We start from the raw sequence: 16,230 nt of genomic DNA, 5'->3' as shown, positions 1-16,230 counted from the left end.
TAAGTAAACTATACCTTATGAAACTCCGCACCGCACGGCATACAGATCATCTCCAGCCAATAATAGATTTTTATACCCAATTACTGGGCCTTCAGTTGTTGGGCGAATTTAAAGACCATGCCGGTTATGATGGTGTATTTATAGGAATACCCCATGCAGCATGGCATCTGGAGTTTACTACATCGGCAGAGGCGCCAATACATCAGCCTGATGACGACGATCTGCTGGTGTTTTATCCTGACACTGAAAAAGAAAGAAACCAAATCTTAGACCGATTCAGGCGTGCCGATATAGCCGAGGTTGTTGCAAAAAATCCTTATTGGAACAATAATGGTCGCACTTTTACTGACCCTGATGGCTTCCGGATTGTAATTGCAATGTGAATTATTTGATGCTGTAACTGGTCAATACTTCATTACTAATGGTCATGCCAAATGCGCTTGCGTCCAGTTCAATTACGCCTACACCTTTGGCAATATAATAATCATAAGTGCCAAAGCTTTGAAACGTGCCCTGTACGTTGTATTGCAAATCAATTTGGGTATGCATTACGTTGCTGTAGGATTTACCTGCAACTGTTTTGGCGATGTTCCGTTCTACCATGGTACCTACAAACCTACCTTGGGTGCCGTTAATAACACCAGAATCATTCACTTGCGCTTTCCACGTATGGCCAACAGCCACAGTATCTATCAGGTAGGGCATTTCTACCGTTACATTTGCCACGATTGAAGTGCCACGGTTGGCGTAAACATGCTGGCTTGAGTAAAAGTAGCTGGTGCCAGAGGCGGCACCTTGCAGAGTTGCTGTTGCCGCAATGTTATAATAGGTTTTACCATTAAAAATGGTGCGGTCGCCTGTCATGGTACCTGTGGTGCTGTAGTTTTGACCGCTCAACGCTACGGCGTAAGTCCAGGTAGAGCCTTTGGTAACAGGCTGATAGGTATCGGCGTTACTTAGCGGTGTAGATCCGCCATCGCCGCCTGTGTTCTTGTCGATATTTAGACTGCCGTCGGGGTTTATAATAGGCTTCATGCAACTGCTCAATGCCATGGTACAAATCGCCAGAATAAGGAAAGGTTTGAGTTTCATAAAATAAATATAAGACATTTATAAATTAAAGGCATTACACTATTTTGAAACTGTAAAGTAGCTACTGATAAGTGCGCAATTATTATAACTTTGATAATCTATGAAGAAAATACTGGTTGCTAACCGTGGCGAGATTGCCCTGCGGGTAATGCGTTCAGCGCGCGAGATGGGTATTCAAACGGTAGCCGTATATTCAGCGGCAGACCGTGACGCCCTGCATGTACGCTATGCCGATGAGGCCGTATATATTGGTGATGCGCCAAGCAGCCAATCATACCTGGTGGGCGAGAAGATCATTGCCGCTTGTAAAGCAACGGGCGCTGAGGCTATTCATCCGGGTTACGGCTTCCTTTCAGAAAACCCTGCTTTTGCCCAATTGGTGCGTAAAGAGGGTTTGATTCTCATTGGCCCATCGCCTGAAGCCATGGAGGTGATGGGTAACAAGCTCTCAGCCAAAGCTGCGGCTTTAAAGTATAACATTCCGATGGTGCCTGGTACTGAAGAAGCTATTACTGATGTAGCAGATGCCAAAGCGCGAGCCATTGAGGTAGGTTTCCCTATTTTGATTAAAGCAGCAGCAGGCGGAGGGGGTAAGGGGATGCGTATTGTAGAGCAAGCCTCAGACTTTGAAGAGCAGATGCAGTTGGCGGTATCAGAAGCCACTTCGGCCTTTGGTGATGGCTCTGTGTTTATAGAGCGATATGTTTCTTCTCCCCGGCATATAGAAATTCAGGTATTGGGCGATACACACGGCAATATAGTGCATTTGTTTGAGCGTGAATGCTCGGTGCAACGTCGTCACCAGAAAGTAATTGAGGAGGCGCCATCATCGGTACTAACTCCTGAAATACGCGAGCAAATGGGGCGTTGTGCGGTTGATGTGGCCCGGTCTGTTAATTATACCGGTGCGGGTACCGTGGAGTTTATTCTGGATGAGCAATTGAATTTTTATTTCCTGGAAATGAACACTCGTTTGCAGGTAGAGCATCCGGTCACCGAATTGATTACCGGGATTGACCTGGTAAAAGAACAAATCAGAATTGCGAGGGGAGAGCCTATCAGTTTTAAACAAGAAGACCTGGAGATACAAGGCCATGCCGTAGAATTGCGTGTTTATGCTGAAGACCCGGCTAATAATTTCCTGCCGGATATTGGCACACTAAAAACATACGTCACTCCAAAAGGTCCCGGTGTGCGTGTGGATGATGGTTTTGAGCAAGGCATGGAGATCCCGATTTATTATGACCCGATGATTGCCAAATTGATCACCTATGGCGCTGATCGTAATGAAGCCATCGAACGAATGATTCGCGCCATTGATGAATATACCATTACCGGTATTACTACCACACTCGGTTTCGGTCGTTTTGTGATGGAGCATGAGGCGTTTACCTCGGGTAAGTTTGATACGCACTTTGTTAAGAAATACTTTACGCCGGATGTGTTAAATAAAACTGATGATGAAGAGGCTTTGATTGCAGCGGCTTTATTAACGCAGCTGTTAGGTCAAGTGCAAAAGACGGGGATGAGTACATCGGTCACAGAAGAACAATCAAATTGGGTGAAGAATAGGCGCGGGTTTAACTGATTAGCCGCTTTGTCATTGCGAGCAAGGTGGAGAAGGGGCAGTGCGCGAAGCAATCTCGTCGCTTGCTAATTAGTCCTCGGACGAGATTGCTTCGTCGTTCCTCCTCGCAATGACAAATGTTTTTGGTATCGATCATGTCGACAATAAACCGACCAACTGCTCCACCAAGCCAATCTGTGCGGGATTGATCTTTTTTAAAGCTATTTCAATCTCAAACCACTCTGCCTTGTCTACCTCGGGAAAATCGGCCATTCGGCCGGAGCGGGGAGGCCATTCAATAGAGAAAATGTTGCTCTTAATGCTGGCTGCGTCAATATCTCGATTCAGCGCCCAAGCGTAAACCAGTTTGCCGCTTTTCTGCTTGATGGGGTGCAGTTCGATAAAATCGCCGTCGATATTTTGACCTGTTTCTTCCCAAAACTCACGTTTAGCAGCTGTAAGTGCGTCTTCGTTATCTTCAAATTCTCCTTTGGGAATGCTCCAGGCACCCTCGTCTTTATTGCGCCAAAAAGGGCCTCCGGGATGCACCAGAAATATCTCAGGCTCGTTTGCTTTTAGCCGATAGAGTAATATGCCTGCGCTTTTCTTCGCCATAAACACAAATATATAGAATGCTGGTTGTAAGCTGGTTGTTGGCCTTTCGCTAATTATTTCGATATTTAAAGCTACCAACACGAAAACTAATGATAGCGGATAAACGCTGGACACAATTTAAAATAACGGCCGACCTCAATATCCCCGTTCGTGCCGCTTATGAGGCCTGGACCACATCAGGCGGATTGGAAAGCTGGTTTCTGCGCGAGGCTGATTTCTTTACCAGTGCGGGCAGAAAGCGTGCTCCCGGAGAGTTTGTGGCCAAAACCGACCGCTACGAGTGGCGCTGGCACGGCTGGCCAGACGATGTGAAAGAGCACGGTCAGATCCTGGAAGCTAACGGTAAAGATTTTATTAAATTTAGTTTTTCAGGTGGTAGCGTTGTTAGTGTTTACATCAATAAACGAAACGATTTAACCATGATTGATCTGGTACAAGAAAGCATACCGTTTGAAAAAGATCCATCAAAAAGTTTATTTGTAGGGTGCCAGAATGCTTGGGTATTCTATTTGGCTAACCTAAAATCTATCTACCAGGGTGGTATTGATCTGCGCAATAAGGAGGTGGATGTGATGAGTAGTTTTAAGTGAGGCCTACCGCCCCCTTAAATGGGGAGATTCTTTTTGCATAAGATCTTGAGAAATATACACCCTGAGTAAAAATCGTTCCCCCCTTTAGGGGGTTAGGGGGATAATCTTTAATTTAGCAGCCATGTTTACCGGCATTATAGAAACACTGGGCGCTGTTACAGAACTGCGTCATGACCATGGCAATGTGCACATCACCGTGGCTTCGGCTATTTCACATTTGTTGAAGATAGATCAGTCTGTGGCGCACAATGGCGTTTGTTTAACCGTAGTTGCTGTTACCGATGGTACACATACGGTAACGGCAATTGAGGAAACCCTGAACAAAACCAATATTGGCCTGCTTAAAGTAGGCGATCTGGTAAATCTGGAGCGCTGCATGCAAATGAACGCCCGACTGGATGGTCACATTGTGCAGGGCCACGTTGACCAAACTGCGGTATGTACATCCTACAAAGAACTGGATGGTAGCTGGGAATACACTTTTGAATATGACGCCGCTACAGGGAATGTAACGGTAGAAAAAGGATCAATCTGTGTTAATGGTATCAGTCTAACTGTAGTGAACTCTACCGATAACGGCTTTTCTGTAGCCATTATTCCTTATACTTATGAGCATACCAACCTGCAGCATGTGCGTCAGGGTAGCACCATTAACCTGGAGTTTGATATTATTGGCAAGTATGTTGCCCGTTTAATGAACCGTTAATGCCCGCTCTTGTTGCCCTATGAAATTCAAAGCCATTATATTTGACCTTGACGGCACTATTGCCGATACTTTGCCGCTTTGTATAGCTGCATTTAGAAAGAGTGTGGAGCCGTTATTGGGCAAAGCTATTAGCGACGATGATATTATAGCCACGTTTGGTCCATCAGAAGAGGGGACGATCCGTAAACTGATTCCGCAGTATGAAAAGGCCGGAGTTGCGGCTTACTTACAGCATTATGAAGAATTGCATCATACCTGTCCCGTACCTTTTCCAGGAATAACGCAATTACTCGACTGGCTTGCAACTGAAAATGTGCCGTTAGCTATGGTGACGGGTAAGGGTATGGACAGCACCCGATTGTCGCTGAAACAATTCGGTTTGTCTAAGTACTTTGATATACTGGAAACAGGATCGCCGGAGGGGCCAAATAAAGTTAATGGCATTCGTTCTGTGTTAAAACGTCTGAATGTTGACGTACAGGACGCATTATATGTAGGCGACGCCCCAAGCGATATTAAGTATTGCAAAGAAATTGGTGAGCCAATAGCAGCCGCGGCCTGGGCTACCACCACCAATTTAAGTGAACTACAACCGCTTAATCCTGATTTTTTGTTTACATCGGTGGATGACTTTCAGCGCTGGTTATCAGGACAATTAGCTGATTAAAGATCTGGTTGCGTAAATTGTCTTGTTAATTATCTAAACAAATTCTTGTAAAAGGCTGTTGCTTTATCAGTATCAACCAATAAAAAGAACACAGTTATGGATACGTTAAAGAAATCTGCGCTGATGGAAAAAATTGTTCACGAGTTGGAAGACCTGAAGAACAGTCAGCTGGCCATTATACAAAAACTCGCTAAAATTGAGGTAGATAACATTGATCTGGGCAACAAACGCCTGGAAAAAGATCTGCCTGATATGCACCAGCGTGTATCAGAAAATCTGGATACCATTGCCGGCATTCTGGAAGACTTTGCTACTCAGACCGACAAATTTAACACCCAAAACAACGTTGCTGCCCTTAAAGAACAGGAAGCGATGGGGAAATAAGTTTGTTGGGCTTGATTCAAGAGGATAGAATCAAGAGTAAAGAAATTTAGGCAACCAAGAAAGCCGCTTCAATTGAAGCGGCTTTCTTGGTTTTGATTATTATTTGCGAGAAAGTTTATCCGGCATCTTGATTCTCTATTTTTGAATCTAAAATCTACTGAGCAGGCTCTCTATCAGCACTCTGCCTTTCAACCATCCAGCCTGGGTATTCTTTTGGCAGCGAGCTCAATCCATCTAAAATAGCTAGTTCTTCAGCATTTAGCTGGATTTCAGTCGACTTGATGTTGTCGTTCAACTGTTCTACACGTTTAGCGCCAATAATAGTGCTGGTTATTCCCGGTTGATGCCTTACCCAGGCCAGTGCAACCTGTGCTACAGATACATTGTGGCTTTCGGCAATTTTGGCCGCAGCATCTATAATGTCATACGCTTGCTCCTTATTTACCGGCGGGAAGTCAAAAGCATCACGACGAGAATCGCCGGCTTTCTCATTGTTACGAGTATACTTACCGCTCAGGAACCCGCCTGCTAGGGGGCTCCATGGCATTACGCCCAGATTTTCTCCCTGTGCCAGAGGAATGATTTCGCGCTCAATATCACGACCAGAAAGCGAATAGTAATACTGCAGGCCTACAAATTTGTTCCAGCCATGTTTCTCGGCAATACCCAGCGCCTTCATTACCATCCAGGCCGGCCAGTTGCAAACGGCTATGTAACGCACTTTGCCAGTCAGCACTATGTCGTTCAATGCACGCATAGTCTCTTCGATCGGTGTTTTCAGATCGACACCGTGTACGTACAGTACATCAATATGGTCTAGTTGCAAGCGCTTCAGACTTTCATCAACTGAATTAAAAATGTGGAAGCGGGACAGGCCAATAGCGTTAACATCCTTGCTCATCCTACCGCGTACTTTGGTGGCAATTACTAACTCGTTGCGATTTAGTCCTAATGTTTTAATGGATTGACCAAGCAATTGCTCTGATAGACCGTAAGAATAAACGTTAGCCGTATCAAAGAAATTAATGCCGGCGTCAACGGCTGTTTTAATCAGGTCGTTCACTTCATCCTGCTGTACCTTGCCAACGTGTTCCCAAATGCCCTCAGAACCGCCAAAGGTCATGGTGCCAAAACAGAGTTCAGACACCAGCAGGCCGGTGTTTCCTAAAAAGTTGTATTTCATAGTTTGATGTGGATTAAACACAAGTTTAGGTTTTCCGCCTAATCCATCGGTCATTTCAATATCAAAACTTTATGTTTTAATATAATGTTAATACTGGTAATGACACGCCTGGAAAAGAAGTTAGAAAAAATTGGCCGCGACCCCAAAGTAACCGCCCGTGCTGTGGGTTTATGCTACGTGTCGGACACGATGCCCGGTTATACCCGCAAAAAATCTGGTGCAGGTTTTTCTTTTTATGATGCTGATAATAATTTGGTTAAGGATAAAGAGCTAATTCATCGCTTTAAAAGACTAGTCATTCCTCCGGCTTATACTAATGTATGGATTTCGCCTAAAGAAAACAGTCACTTACAGTTCACAGGCGTAGATGCGGCGGGTCGAAAACAATACCGCTATCATCCGGATTGGAACCGTATTCGCAATCAATCTAAATACCATCGTTTACAAACCTTCGCCGCACATTTGCCCGCTATTCGCCAACAGGTAGATAAGGATTTGGCGCGACACAACCTGGATCATGATAAGGTGATAGCTCTGGTAGTTCGTTTAATGGAGTTAACCAGCATAAGGGTAGGGAATGAATCGTACAAGAAGCTGTACGGCTCTTTCGGTCTCACCACGCTGATGGATAAGCACGTAAAAATTGAAGGTTCAAAAATCAACTTTCAGTTCAAGGGCAAGAAGGGCGTAATACACAACATTGCCCTCCAAAGCAAAAAACTGGCGCGACTGGTTAAGCAATGCCGCGATATTCCAGGTAAAGAGCTTTTTCAATATTATAATGCCGATGGTCAGCATTGTTCCATTGGTTCAGGGGATGTAAATACTTATCTGAAAAATATAACCGGCGAAGATTTTACTGCTAAAGATTTCCGCACCTGGGCAGGTAGTGTAAGCGCTCTATATGCTTTTAAAGAAGCCGGCGAATTTGAAACGGTATCAGAATGTAAAAAGAAAATTATCAGTGTGTTGGATGAAGTGGCCGTTAACCTGGGCAACACCCGCACTGTTTGCAAAAAGTACTACGTACATCCAACGGTGATTAAAAGCTATGAAGAGGGGAGGATCTTTCGCTATATAAGCGATTTGGATGGACAGAAAGATATTAAAGCGGCAGAGCTAAATACAGCAGAGAAGGCGCTGTTACAGATATTGGAAAATGAGAAGCTTGCGGAAGCCAGTTAATGGCAAATTAAACAAACACGTCATTGCGAGGAACGAAGCAATCTCTGCAGATGCATGTCGGATTAGCGTGTCCGATTGTCCTGTACAGAGATTGCTTCGTTCCTCGCAATGACGTGTTTGAATCTATGTTATGCCATCGCCCTATTCAAGGCAATCACCGCGTCTTTAAAACGATCGCGCGCCACCAGGAACTGGATGTTTACTTTTCTCAGCGCAAAACCGGCGCTCATGATATTGATGCCTGCATCGGTTAAAGCTTGTGCAGCGTGGGCCAGCAGGCCAGGGTAGTCCATATTAGTACCCAGCATGCACACCATAGCAGTTTTCTCTACGGTTACTTTTTCAAATTCGCTCTCCAGATCGCTTACCAGTTTTTGATCGAAATCGCGTTCCCAGATCACGATAGAAATGCTGTTGGCGCTGGTGGCTTTGAAAATGTAGCTGATTTTATTGTCGGCAAAAATCTGCATGATTTTCAAGTCAGAGCCTACGTTGCTTACCATCAGCGGATCGTAAACATCAATCAGTACTAGTTTATCAGTACCGGTAATTACCTCTACACGTTTGGTTTCGCTTACAAAATCCTTTGTGATCAGCGTACCTGGGTGAGCAGGCTCGAAAGTGTTTTTAATACGCAGATTAATACCGTTAATTTCCAGCGGTTTTGAAGCTTTCGGGTGGATGGCCTCCATACCTACGTCTGCCAGCTGATCTGCAATGTCATAGTTGGTGTTACCAACCGGGATGCAGTTTTCTACACCCACAATGCCAGGATCGGCAGTAGAAAGGTGGTATTCTTTGTGGATGATAGCTTCATCAGGTTTCAACTCCTGTGCAATCTTGCTGAAGGTTACCTCGCTATAGCCACGGTCAAACTCGCGCATAATACCTTCAGTACCTTTGGCGTAGCCGGTTACAATACAGATGGTTTTCTTAAAGTCGATGTTTGCGAAAGAATGCTTAATTCGCTGATCTATAGTGTATTGATGATGGTCATGTAAACCGCTCAAATCCACCAAAGTAGCGTTGATGCCCATATTGTTAAGGATCTGCGTAAAGTTATAAGCAGAGTGACTTTCGCCGATAGAGGCCAGAATCTCACGTGCGGCTTGCAAGATACTTTCCTGACTTACATAACCTGAAGCTAAGATGTTCGACAGGTTTTCCAGGTATTTCTGTGCGTCATTAATATGGTTTTCAATGAAGGTATCGGCTTCGGCCAGGTTTAAACCCAAATCAACATATTGAGTGTTAATCTCTTTCAGTTTAATAACCAGTTCTTTCAGTGGTTTATGAAAATCCTGATGCTGAGCCAGGCGATGGTATACACCAGGTTCACCGGTTTTTTTGTTCTCCAGCAACAGGTTGGTAACGCCAGAGAAGGCCGATACTACAAAAATACGGTTGTAAAGCGCATCACCCTCGCGTTCAAAAAGGATGACGTTATCAATTACTTGTTTCAGGGCACTCATAGAGGTGCCGCCAATTTTTTCTACAGTAAACATTTATAATGAGTAATATAATTAATGAGTGAATTTTGAAGGAGCGAATGAGTGAATTGATGGATTTGAAGAGATCTAATCACTCATTCAAAACTCACTCATTCACTCATTATATAAACTCAATCTTTATAAAGTACACCAGCTTTTTCTGCCGATGTTTTGATGCCTTTAATCATGGCCGAGCTGAAACCATTGTGCTCCATCTCGTTCAAACCGGCAATGGTACAGCCTTTTGGCGATGTTACTTTGTCAATTTCATGCTCTGGATGCGATGCCAGTTGCAGCAGCAAATCGGCAGCACCTTTAGCTGTTTGAGCGGCCATTTTCAGTGCGTCGTGCGCGTGGAAACCAATCTCTGTACCACCTTGTGATGCCGCACGGATTGCGCGGAGGAAGAATGCAATACCACACGCACACAGCGCCGTGGCCGATGTCATCAGCTCCTCATTGATCTGGATGCTTACGCCAACAGAATCAAACATGGCTTTTACAATGTTTACGTTCTCTTCTGTGGCATTATCGGTAGCAATACAAGTCATTGACTGACCGATGGAGATAGCCGTGTTAGGCATCACACGTACCACTTGCACTTCCATACCCAGGTATTTGCGAATATCCTCACAGCTAACGCCAGAAATAACGGATATCAACAGGTGCTTAGCCGGATCAATAGCAGATTTAACCTCATCCAGCAGTTTATTTAATTGCTGCGGCAGGATAGCTAACACGATAATATCGGCTTGCTTTACTGCTTCTGCATTATTGCCGGTAGTTAAAAAACCTTCTTCTTTTAAAGGCGCTAAAGCCGCCACATTACGGCGGGTAAGGGTAATTTGTGCTGGCGAATAGATTTTAGCCTTGGCCAGTCCTTTTGCCAGTGACAGCCCAATATTACCGCTGCCTAAAATGGCTATATGCTGATTGTTCATGATTATTTACTTAAACGTGTACCAAATGAATGACCGCTGCTCTGCAGATTACCTAACTCGTCTGCATGGCCAATAATAACAGCTCTTACACCGCTGTGAATAGCGCTGAAAGCATTATCCAGCTTCGGGATCATGCCGCTATGGATGATCTTGGCTGTTTTTAATTCCTCGTAGCGCTCGGGGTTAATCTCGCGGATCACAGAATCTTCATCATCAATATCTTCCAGCACACCGCGTTTCTCAAAGCAATAGATCAGGGTCGATTCATAGTGCGCAGCCATTGATACCGCCAGGGCAGAGGCAATGGTATCGGCATTTGTATTTAATAACTGACCTTCGCCATCGTGCGTTAATGCGCAAAAAACCGGGGTGAAACCAGCTTCTAATAAAGCGGCAATACCTTTTGCGTCTATAGAGTCGTCTTTTAAATCGCCTACGTAGCCATAGTCAATGGTTTTGACCGGGCGTTTCTGCGCACGGATCAGGTTACCATCTGCACCTGTCAGGCCTATAGCATTGCTGCCATAGCGCTGCAGTTGGGCTACAATGTTTTTATTGATGAGGCCGCCATAAACCATGGTTACCACGCGCAAGGTCTCTACGTCGGTTATGCGGCGTCCGTCTACCAGTTTGGCTTCAATACCTAAAGTTTCAGAAAGTTGGGTAGCTACTTTGCCGCCGCCATGCACCAGTATTTTATGCCCCTGAAGGGCTGAAAAGTCTTTCAGAAAACGATGCAGGGCTTCAGAATTGTCTATTACATTCCCGCCAATCTTAATTACATGTAGCTGCTCCATACAAAAAATTGGATGCGAAAATAGGGAAATATATCTATAAAACAGGCCTGTGAAGTGTAAAAATCTATTGGTTTGGTAGACTATTTTACGCTCGTGTTCCCTGTGCGCTGTCATGCTGAGTAATAGAATCCCGGCGGCGGGACTATGAAAGCAATGACAAACTAGAGGGCTGTCAGTCTGAGCTTGTCGAAGACTCGCGCGGAAAGGCTCAGTCACCATGCTTCGACGGGGCTCAGCATGACATCCTTTTTTAACTTGTCATGCTGAGCGATAGCGAAGTATCTTCGAGGACAATCAACAGGACCGTCCTCAGAGATGCTTCGTTCCTCAGCATGACATTATGGGATATTTGTACAGGTTTTGATTATCATTATTAAATAACCGTTAAATCGCCATAAATCTCTTTCAGGATCAGCATATTTGAGCAACAGAATCAATACCCTTTAAACAGAAGCGGATTAAAACCGTTACTAAATTATATGGATCTTTCCCAAACAACACCCGGCAAACCCCGCGTAGTAATTATAGGTGGTGGCTTTGGCGGCATACAAGTAGCTAAGAGTTTAAAAAATGCCCCAGTGGAAGTGATGATGCTTGATAAGCATAACTACCATACTTTCCAGCCTTTACTTTATCAGGTGGCTATGGGCGCCTTGGAGGGCGATTCTATTGCGTTTCCCATTCGTCGCATCTTTGGCCGGCAAAAGAATTTTACATTCCATTGGGCCGAAGTACAACGCATCAACCCAGATAACAACACGGTAACGGCCAATATCGGCGAGATTAAGTTCGACTATTTAGTCATTGCCACCGGCGCCAATACCAACTACTTCGGCAGCAAGGATATTGAGTTTTATACCATGCCGATGAAGAATTTGCCCGAAGCCCTGAACTTGCGCAGCCTCATTATGCAGAACTTAGAGAAAGCGATGGTGACGACCGATGAAGAGGAACGCCAGGCGCTACTTACCTTTGTGGTTGTTGGCGGTGGACCGACCGGCGTAGAGCTATCCGGTGCGCTGGCCGAAATGCGTATGCACATCCTTTGCAAAGATTATCCCGGCCTTTGTCTGGATGATATGAAAGTTTACCTGGCTGAGGGTAAGCCCGAACTGCTGGCCGCAATGTCTGAAGGTGCCTCAAAAAAAGCCAAGACGTTTTTGGGCGATCTGGGCGTCACTATTTATAACGATGTGCACGTTACCAGTTACAACGGCGATCTGCTGACTATTGACAACGGTACCAATATTAAAACCCGGAACGTATTTTGGGCGGCCGGTGTGCGTGGTGAGGTACCGCAGGGTGTTGACGCTGCACCGCTAATGCGGGGCAACCGTATAAAAACCGATGATATTAGCAGGGTAGAGGGCTATCAGAATATTTTTGCCATAGGCGATGTGGCCGCTATGATTAGTGCCTCAACACCCGAAGGTTTGCCTGGTGTGGCCCCGGTTGCCATACAACAAGGTAAGCACCTGGCTAAAAACATTGCCAACATAGTGACGGGAAAACCTACGGTGCCATTTAAATATTTTGATAAAGGCACTATGGCCACCGTCGGTCGAAACAAGGCAGTGGCCGATCTGGGTAAACTGCACTTTCAGGGCTTCTTTGCCTGGTTGGTATGGATGTTTGTGCACTTACTCTCGCTGGCCGGATTCAGCAATAAACTGATTGTTTTCTGTAGCTGGGCTATCAATTACTTTAATAAGGATGGCGATAATCGTTTAATTGTGCGCCAGTTCGATACGGAGAAAATGATGGCTGAGCCGGTGGCGAAGTGATGAGCTTCTAAGATAATTTACCATTACATCATTGCTTCGTTCATTGAAATGACGTTGTAGCAACGGTCGACTAAATAGTCGACCGTTGATGTGAAGAAAGACTCAAGCATTAATTTCTATTCCTCGTCTTCTTGCAGGATAATTACATCGGTAACATGTGCTATATCCATGTATCTCTTAAAATTGGTGATATCATCCTCCACCATTTTCTCAAATAGCGGATTGATCAAATGAGCAATACTGGCGCCCACAATGCCGGCTGGCGGCAGGTAGGTGATGGTTACGTGTACCATCGTAATATCAGGATCTGGCGTGTCTATAAATCGCACGCGGCCGGCATTAGTGATCACCGAATCGGGCATTGACTGCCATACAATTACATTGCCAGGCTCGTCATAAACAATTTCGGCTTCCCAGCTTACATCGGCTACATTGGCGGGCAGTTTTAATGACCAGCGCGATTGTTGTTCGGTCAGCACATCAACACTTTTCAGATGCGTCATAAACAGCGGCAGATTATCCAATCGGCGCCAGAAATCATAGACCTCCATACGTGATTTGTTGACTGTTACGGATGTATTGATGTTCACCTGTACCGGTCTCGTGCTATTGCGGCCAACCATTTCATAAACAGGGCAATGGCCCGTTACACCTCGACTGAGCAAATAGCCGCCTGTGCCAATTTTTACCAGGCTAAAGAATGGCTTTGAGAAAATATGTTTTAAACCCGAGAGGCTTAGTTTAGCTCCGCTGATGATTGATACATAGCGCTCCGGCCAGTTAAGGTTGATAGTATGTTGATGATGGGCCGGTTCTACGGCCGCGTTTCTTTGTGCTAAAGTTGTCATGCTATAAATAACACCAGGTACAGGTAAGGGTTTTAAAAATGTAGTTGACAGATAGCTATTTGGTATTAAGCCGAGTTGTTTTACCTTTGCGCCGCTTAAGGTTCTTGCCGACTAACTAGTCTGTAAGATTAAAAGGGAATCCGGTGTGAATCCGGAGCTGTCCCGCAGCTGTAAGCTCTGTAACCGATATCCGGCCATTGGTCACTGTTTTAGAAACGGGAAGACAGGATAGAGGGGAGCAAGCCAGAAGACCTGCCTCAAGCTAAATACTATTCACGGCTTTCGGGGATTGAAGCTTGAATGTGGATGCTTTTCAGTATTTCCGTTCCAAAATTCATTTTCGGCATTGCTGTGGGTTTGATGCTCACATCAACATGAAAAAAAACTTTATCGTAGTTGCTGCAGGCCTGGGGCTTGCACAACTGGCACTGCCGGCCACAAAGGCGCTGGCACAAACGCGTGACACAACCACCCGCGATTTGAACACCGTGGTAGTAACTGCTACCCGTTCTCCTAAAACATTAAAAGAAATTGGCAGGGCAGTTACCGTAATTTCGGCAGAGCAGATCAAGCAATCACAAGGTAAAACATTGCCTCAGTTGCTTAATCTCGTTCCTGGATTGATGTTCTCCGGAGTTACAAATGCGCCAGGTCAGGCTACCGAGGTTTATTTACGCGGCGCTTCTGCCGGTAACACCCTGATCTTGATTGATGGTTTCCCTGTGAACGATGCGCAATCAATTGCCGGCAACTATGATCTGAACTCTATTGCTATGGACCAGATTGATCATATTGAAATATTGAAAGGCAGCGGTTCTACGCTATATGGTTCTGATGCAGTTGCTGGTGTAATTAATATTATTACCCGCCACGCGCAAGGCAAGGGTGTAAAGGCTGCGGTGCAACTTAATGGCGGTAGTTATAATACTTTCCGTGAGTCGGCCGATATTAATGGCATGGTTAATCAAACAGGTATCGCTGTCAATGTCTCTAATACAGATTCACGTGGATTTTCAGCTGCTGCGCCGCCGTCAGGCAATACCTTGCCTTTTGATAATGACGGTTTTTATCAGCGGTCTATCAGCGCAAATATTTCGCAGTACGTATCATCTGCCTTTACTTTAAAAGGTAATTTGCAATTGAGCCGCAATACCGGTGATCTGGATTTTGATGCTTTTACCGACGATAAAGACGATACCTATAAACGGACCTTTATGTTTGCTGGTTTAGGCGCCGCCTGGACATTACCCGCAGGGTCTTTATTGGTAAACGCCAGCCAGAACAACGTTTGGAGTGATTACAACAACTTGCCTAGCGACAACTTTAATACTGCCTCTGCCAGTCAAAATTTAGGCCGGGTAAGCAACATTGAAGCCGTATTTAATTATACGTTTGATAAAAACTGGAGCATCACCAGCGGAGCTGACTATAAATATTACAATACCATCCAGCACAGCGCTTACCGTACCGATGGCTACAATCCGCCGCCTAGCAGTGTTTATGGCAGTTCAAACATTACCAGTGTTTACACCTCATTATTTTTTAAAGCCGGTATTTTCCATATAGAAACCGGTGCACGATACAATCATCACAATACATATGGCGATAACTTTACTTATACTATCAATCCCTCAGTTTATGTATTTGACCGCCTGAAAGTTTTTGGTACCATAGCCTCGGCTTATAAAGCGCCTACGCTGTACCAGCTATATGCCGCGCCTTATGGCAACTCGGCTTTAAAGCCAGAAAAAACAACTGCATCATACGAAGCCGGTTTTGAGTGGGAGGTAATCAAGAAGGTACTAACCTTTAATACCGCTTTCTATCAGCGTAAAATAAAAGATGCTATTACTACAGATAGCAAGTTTGTATACCAAAACATCAACAGGCAGAACGATAAAGGCTTTGAAAGCGAACTGGGCTTTAAAAAGGATAAGCTTACTGCTTCGGCATATATGACTTATGTGGTAGGTAAACAAACAAATGCCGCAGGGGTAGAGGTTAATAATCTTTATCGTCGCCCTAAAAATACTTATGGAGCAAACGCCAGTTATCAGGTATTGCCAACTTTTGTTGTTGGCTTAGATTATAAATATATGGGAGATCGCCAGGATCAGGACTTTAATTCGCCGCCATACCCAGCTATTGTAGATTTAAAGCACTATAATCTGCTGAATGCTCATTTGCAATGGCAGGCTACTAAAAAATTGATGTTGTTTACAGATCTGAATAACATTCTGAATAAAACCTATATAGAATGGTATGGCTATAGCACCCGTAAAATAAACTTTATGAGCGGCCTGAAATATCAGTTCAATTGATAAGTTTAGCTGTTAATTAAAACTATATTGATTAACTTTGAGGGTTAAAATAGAAAACAG

The 16,230-nt window shown here is 44.7% G+C and carries 16 protein-coding genes and 1 riboswitch; of the genes, 9 read left to right on the top strand and 7 right to left on the bottom strand.

Going from position 1 to position 16,230, the window contains the following annotated elements:
* Positions 1-17: 17 nt before the first annotated feature.
* Positions 18-383 carry a VOC family protein gene (locus ABZR88_RS09920; protein ID WP_107828820.1) on the top strand — a complete coding sequence of 122 codons (366 nt, stop codon included), beginning with the start codon at positions 18-20 and terminating at the stop codon, positions 381-383.
* A gap of 1 nt (position 384) precedes the next feature.
* Here the strand turns inward: ABZR88_RS09920 and ABZR88_RS09915 are convergent, their stop codons facing one another.
* On the bottom strand, positions 385-1,092 hold the full coding sequence (locus tag ABZR88_RS09915) for a hypothetical protein (protein ID WP_146166542.1): 708 nt from the start codon (positions 1,090-1,092) through the stop codon (positions 385-387).
* A gap of 100 nt (positions 1,093-1,192) precedes the next feature.
* Here ABZR88_RS09915 and accC point away from each other — a divergent pair, with 100 nt between their 5' ends.
* On the top strand, positions 1,193-2,680 hold the full coding sequence (gene accC, locus ABZR88_RS09910; protein ID WP_107828818.1) for an acetyl-CoA carboxylase biotin carboxylase subunit: 1,488 nt from the start codon (positions 1,193-1,195) through the stop codon (positions 2,678-2,680).
* Between the two features lie 132 nt (positions 2,681-2,812).
* Here the strand turns inward: accC and ABZR88_RS09905 are convergent, their stop codons facing one another.
* Entirely contained in the window at positions 2,813-3,274 is a 462-nt protein-coding gene (locus tag ABZR88_RS09905) for an NUDIX domain-containing protein (RefSeq protein WP_107828817.1), read from the bottom strand.
* An 89-nt stretch (positions 3,275-3,363) separates the two neighbouring features.
* Here ABZR88_RS09905 and ABZR88_RS09900 point away from each other — a divergent pair, with 89 nt between their 5' ends.
* The 4 genes from ABZR88_RS09900 (at position 3,364) to ABZR88_RS09885 (ending at position 5,621) form a co-directional block, all read left to right on the top strand.
* On the top strand, positions 3,364-3,864 hold the full coding sequence (locus ABZR88_RS09900) for an SRPBCC domain-containing protein (RefSeq protein WP_107828816.1): 501 nt from the start codon (positions 3,364-3,366) through the stop codon (positions 3,862-3,864).
* 121 nt (positions 3,865-3,985) lie between these two features.
* Entirely contained in the window at positions 3,986-4,570 is a 585-nt protein-coding gene (locus tag ABZR88_RS09895; RefSeq protein ID WP_107828815.1) for a riboflavin synthase, read from the top strand.
* Between the two features lie 19 nt (positions 4,571-4,589).
* Entirely contained in the window at positions 4,590-5,237 is a 648-nt protein-coding gene (locus ABZR88_RS09890) for an HAD family hydrolase (RefSeq protein ID WP_107828814.1), read from the top strand.
* A gap of 96 nt (positions 5,238-5,333) precedes the next feature.
* Complete coding sequence (locus ABZR88_RS09885; protein WP_107828813.1) at positions 5,334-5,621, top strand: hypothetical protein; 288 nt, start codon at positions 5,334-5,336, stop codon at positions 5,619-5,621.
* Positions 5,622-5,775: 154 nt separating this feature from the next.
* On the opposite strand, the gene ABZR88_RS09880 is transcribed toward ABZR88_RS09885, so the two are convergent.
* Positions 5,776-6,804: an aldo/keto reductase gene (locus ABZR88_RS09880; RefSeq protein WP_107829006.1), complete on the bottom strand. Its 1,029-nt coding sequence runs from the start codon at positions 6,802-6,804 to the stop codon at positions 5,776-5,778.
* An 84-nt stretch (positions 6,805-6,888) separates the two neighbouring features.
* On the opposite strand from ABZR88_RS09880, the gene ABZR88_RS09875 reads away from it, so the two are divergent.
* On the top strand, positions 6,889-7,989 hold the full coding sequence (locus tag ABZR88_RS09875; protein WP_245917048.1) for a DNA topoisomerase IB: 1,101 nt from the start codon (positions 6,889-6,891) through the stop codon (positions 7,987-7,989).
* 128 nt (positions 7,990-8,117) lie between these two features.
* Here the strand turns inward: ABZR88_RS09875 and ABZR88_RS09870 are convergent, their stop codons facing one another.
* From ABZR88_RS09870 to argB, 3 genes are all read right to left on the bottom strand, one after another.
* Complete coding sequence (locus ABZR88_RS09870) at positions 8,118-9,494, bottom strand: aspartate kinase (RefSeq protein WP_107828811.1); 1,377 nt, start codon at positions 9,492-9,494, stop codon at positions 8,118-8,120.
* 116 nt (positions 9,495-9,610) lie between these two features.
* Positions 9,611-10,420 (bottom strand): pyrroline-5-carboxylate reductase, encoded by an 810-nt coding sequence (gene proC, locus ABZR88_RS09865; RefSeq protein WP_107828810.1) that lies wholly within the window; start codon positions 10,418-10,420, stop codon positions 9,611-9,613.
* Between the two features lie 2 nt (positions 10,421-10,422).
* Positions 10,423-11,217, bottom strand: coding sequence for an acetylglutamate kinase (gene argB / locus ABZR88_RS09860; protein WP_107828809.1), 795 nt, complete (start codon positions 11,215-11,217; stop codon positions 10,423-10,425).
* A 479-nt stretch (positions 11,218-11,696) separates the two neighbouring features.
* Here argB and ABZR88_RS09855 point away from each other — a divergent pair, with 479 nt between their 5' ends.
* On the top strand, positions 11,697-13,001 hold the full coding sequence (locus ABZR88_RS09855; protein WP_107828808.1) for an NAD(P)/FAD-dependent oxidoreductase: 1,305 nt from the start codon (positions 11,697-11,699) through the stop codon (positions 12,999-13,001).
* 116 nt (positions 13,002-13,117) lie between these two features.
* Here the strand turns inward: ABZR88_RS09855 and ABZR88_RS09850 are convergent, their stop codons facing one another.
* Complete coding sequence (locus ABZR88_RS09850; RefSeq protein WP_107828807.1) at positions 13,118-13,849, bottom strand: SRPBCC family protein; 732 nt, start codon at positions 13,847-13,849, stop codon at positions 13,118-13,120.
* Between the two features lie 81 nt (positions 13,850-13,930).
* Positions 13,931-14,124, top strand: a riboswitch (cobalamin riboswitch).
* Positions 14,125-14,223: 99 nt separating this feature from the next.
* Here ABZR88_RS09850 and ABZR88_RS09845 point away from each other — a divergent pair.
* Positions 14,224-16,170 carry a TonB-dependent siderophore receptor gene (locus ABZR88_RS09845; RefSeq protein WP_107828806.1) on the top strand — a complete coding sequence of 649 codons (1,947 nt, stop codon included), beginning with the start codon at positions 14,224-14,226 and terminating at the stop codon, positions 16,168-16,170.
* The last annotated feature ends 60 nt before the right edge of the window (positions 16,171-16,230 follow it).

It is taken from the genome of Mucilaginibacter yixingensis (assembly GCF_041080815.1).
Taxonomy (GTDB): Bacteria; Bacteroidota; Bacteroidia; order Sphingobacteriales; family Sphingobacteriaceae; genus Mucilaginibacter; species Mucilaginibacter yixingensis.
The sequence above is the reverse complement of the archived record's forward strand: the minus strand, read 5'-3'. Positions and strand labels throughout refer to the sequence as shown.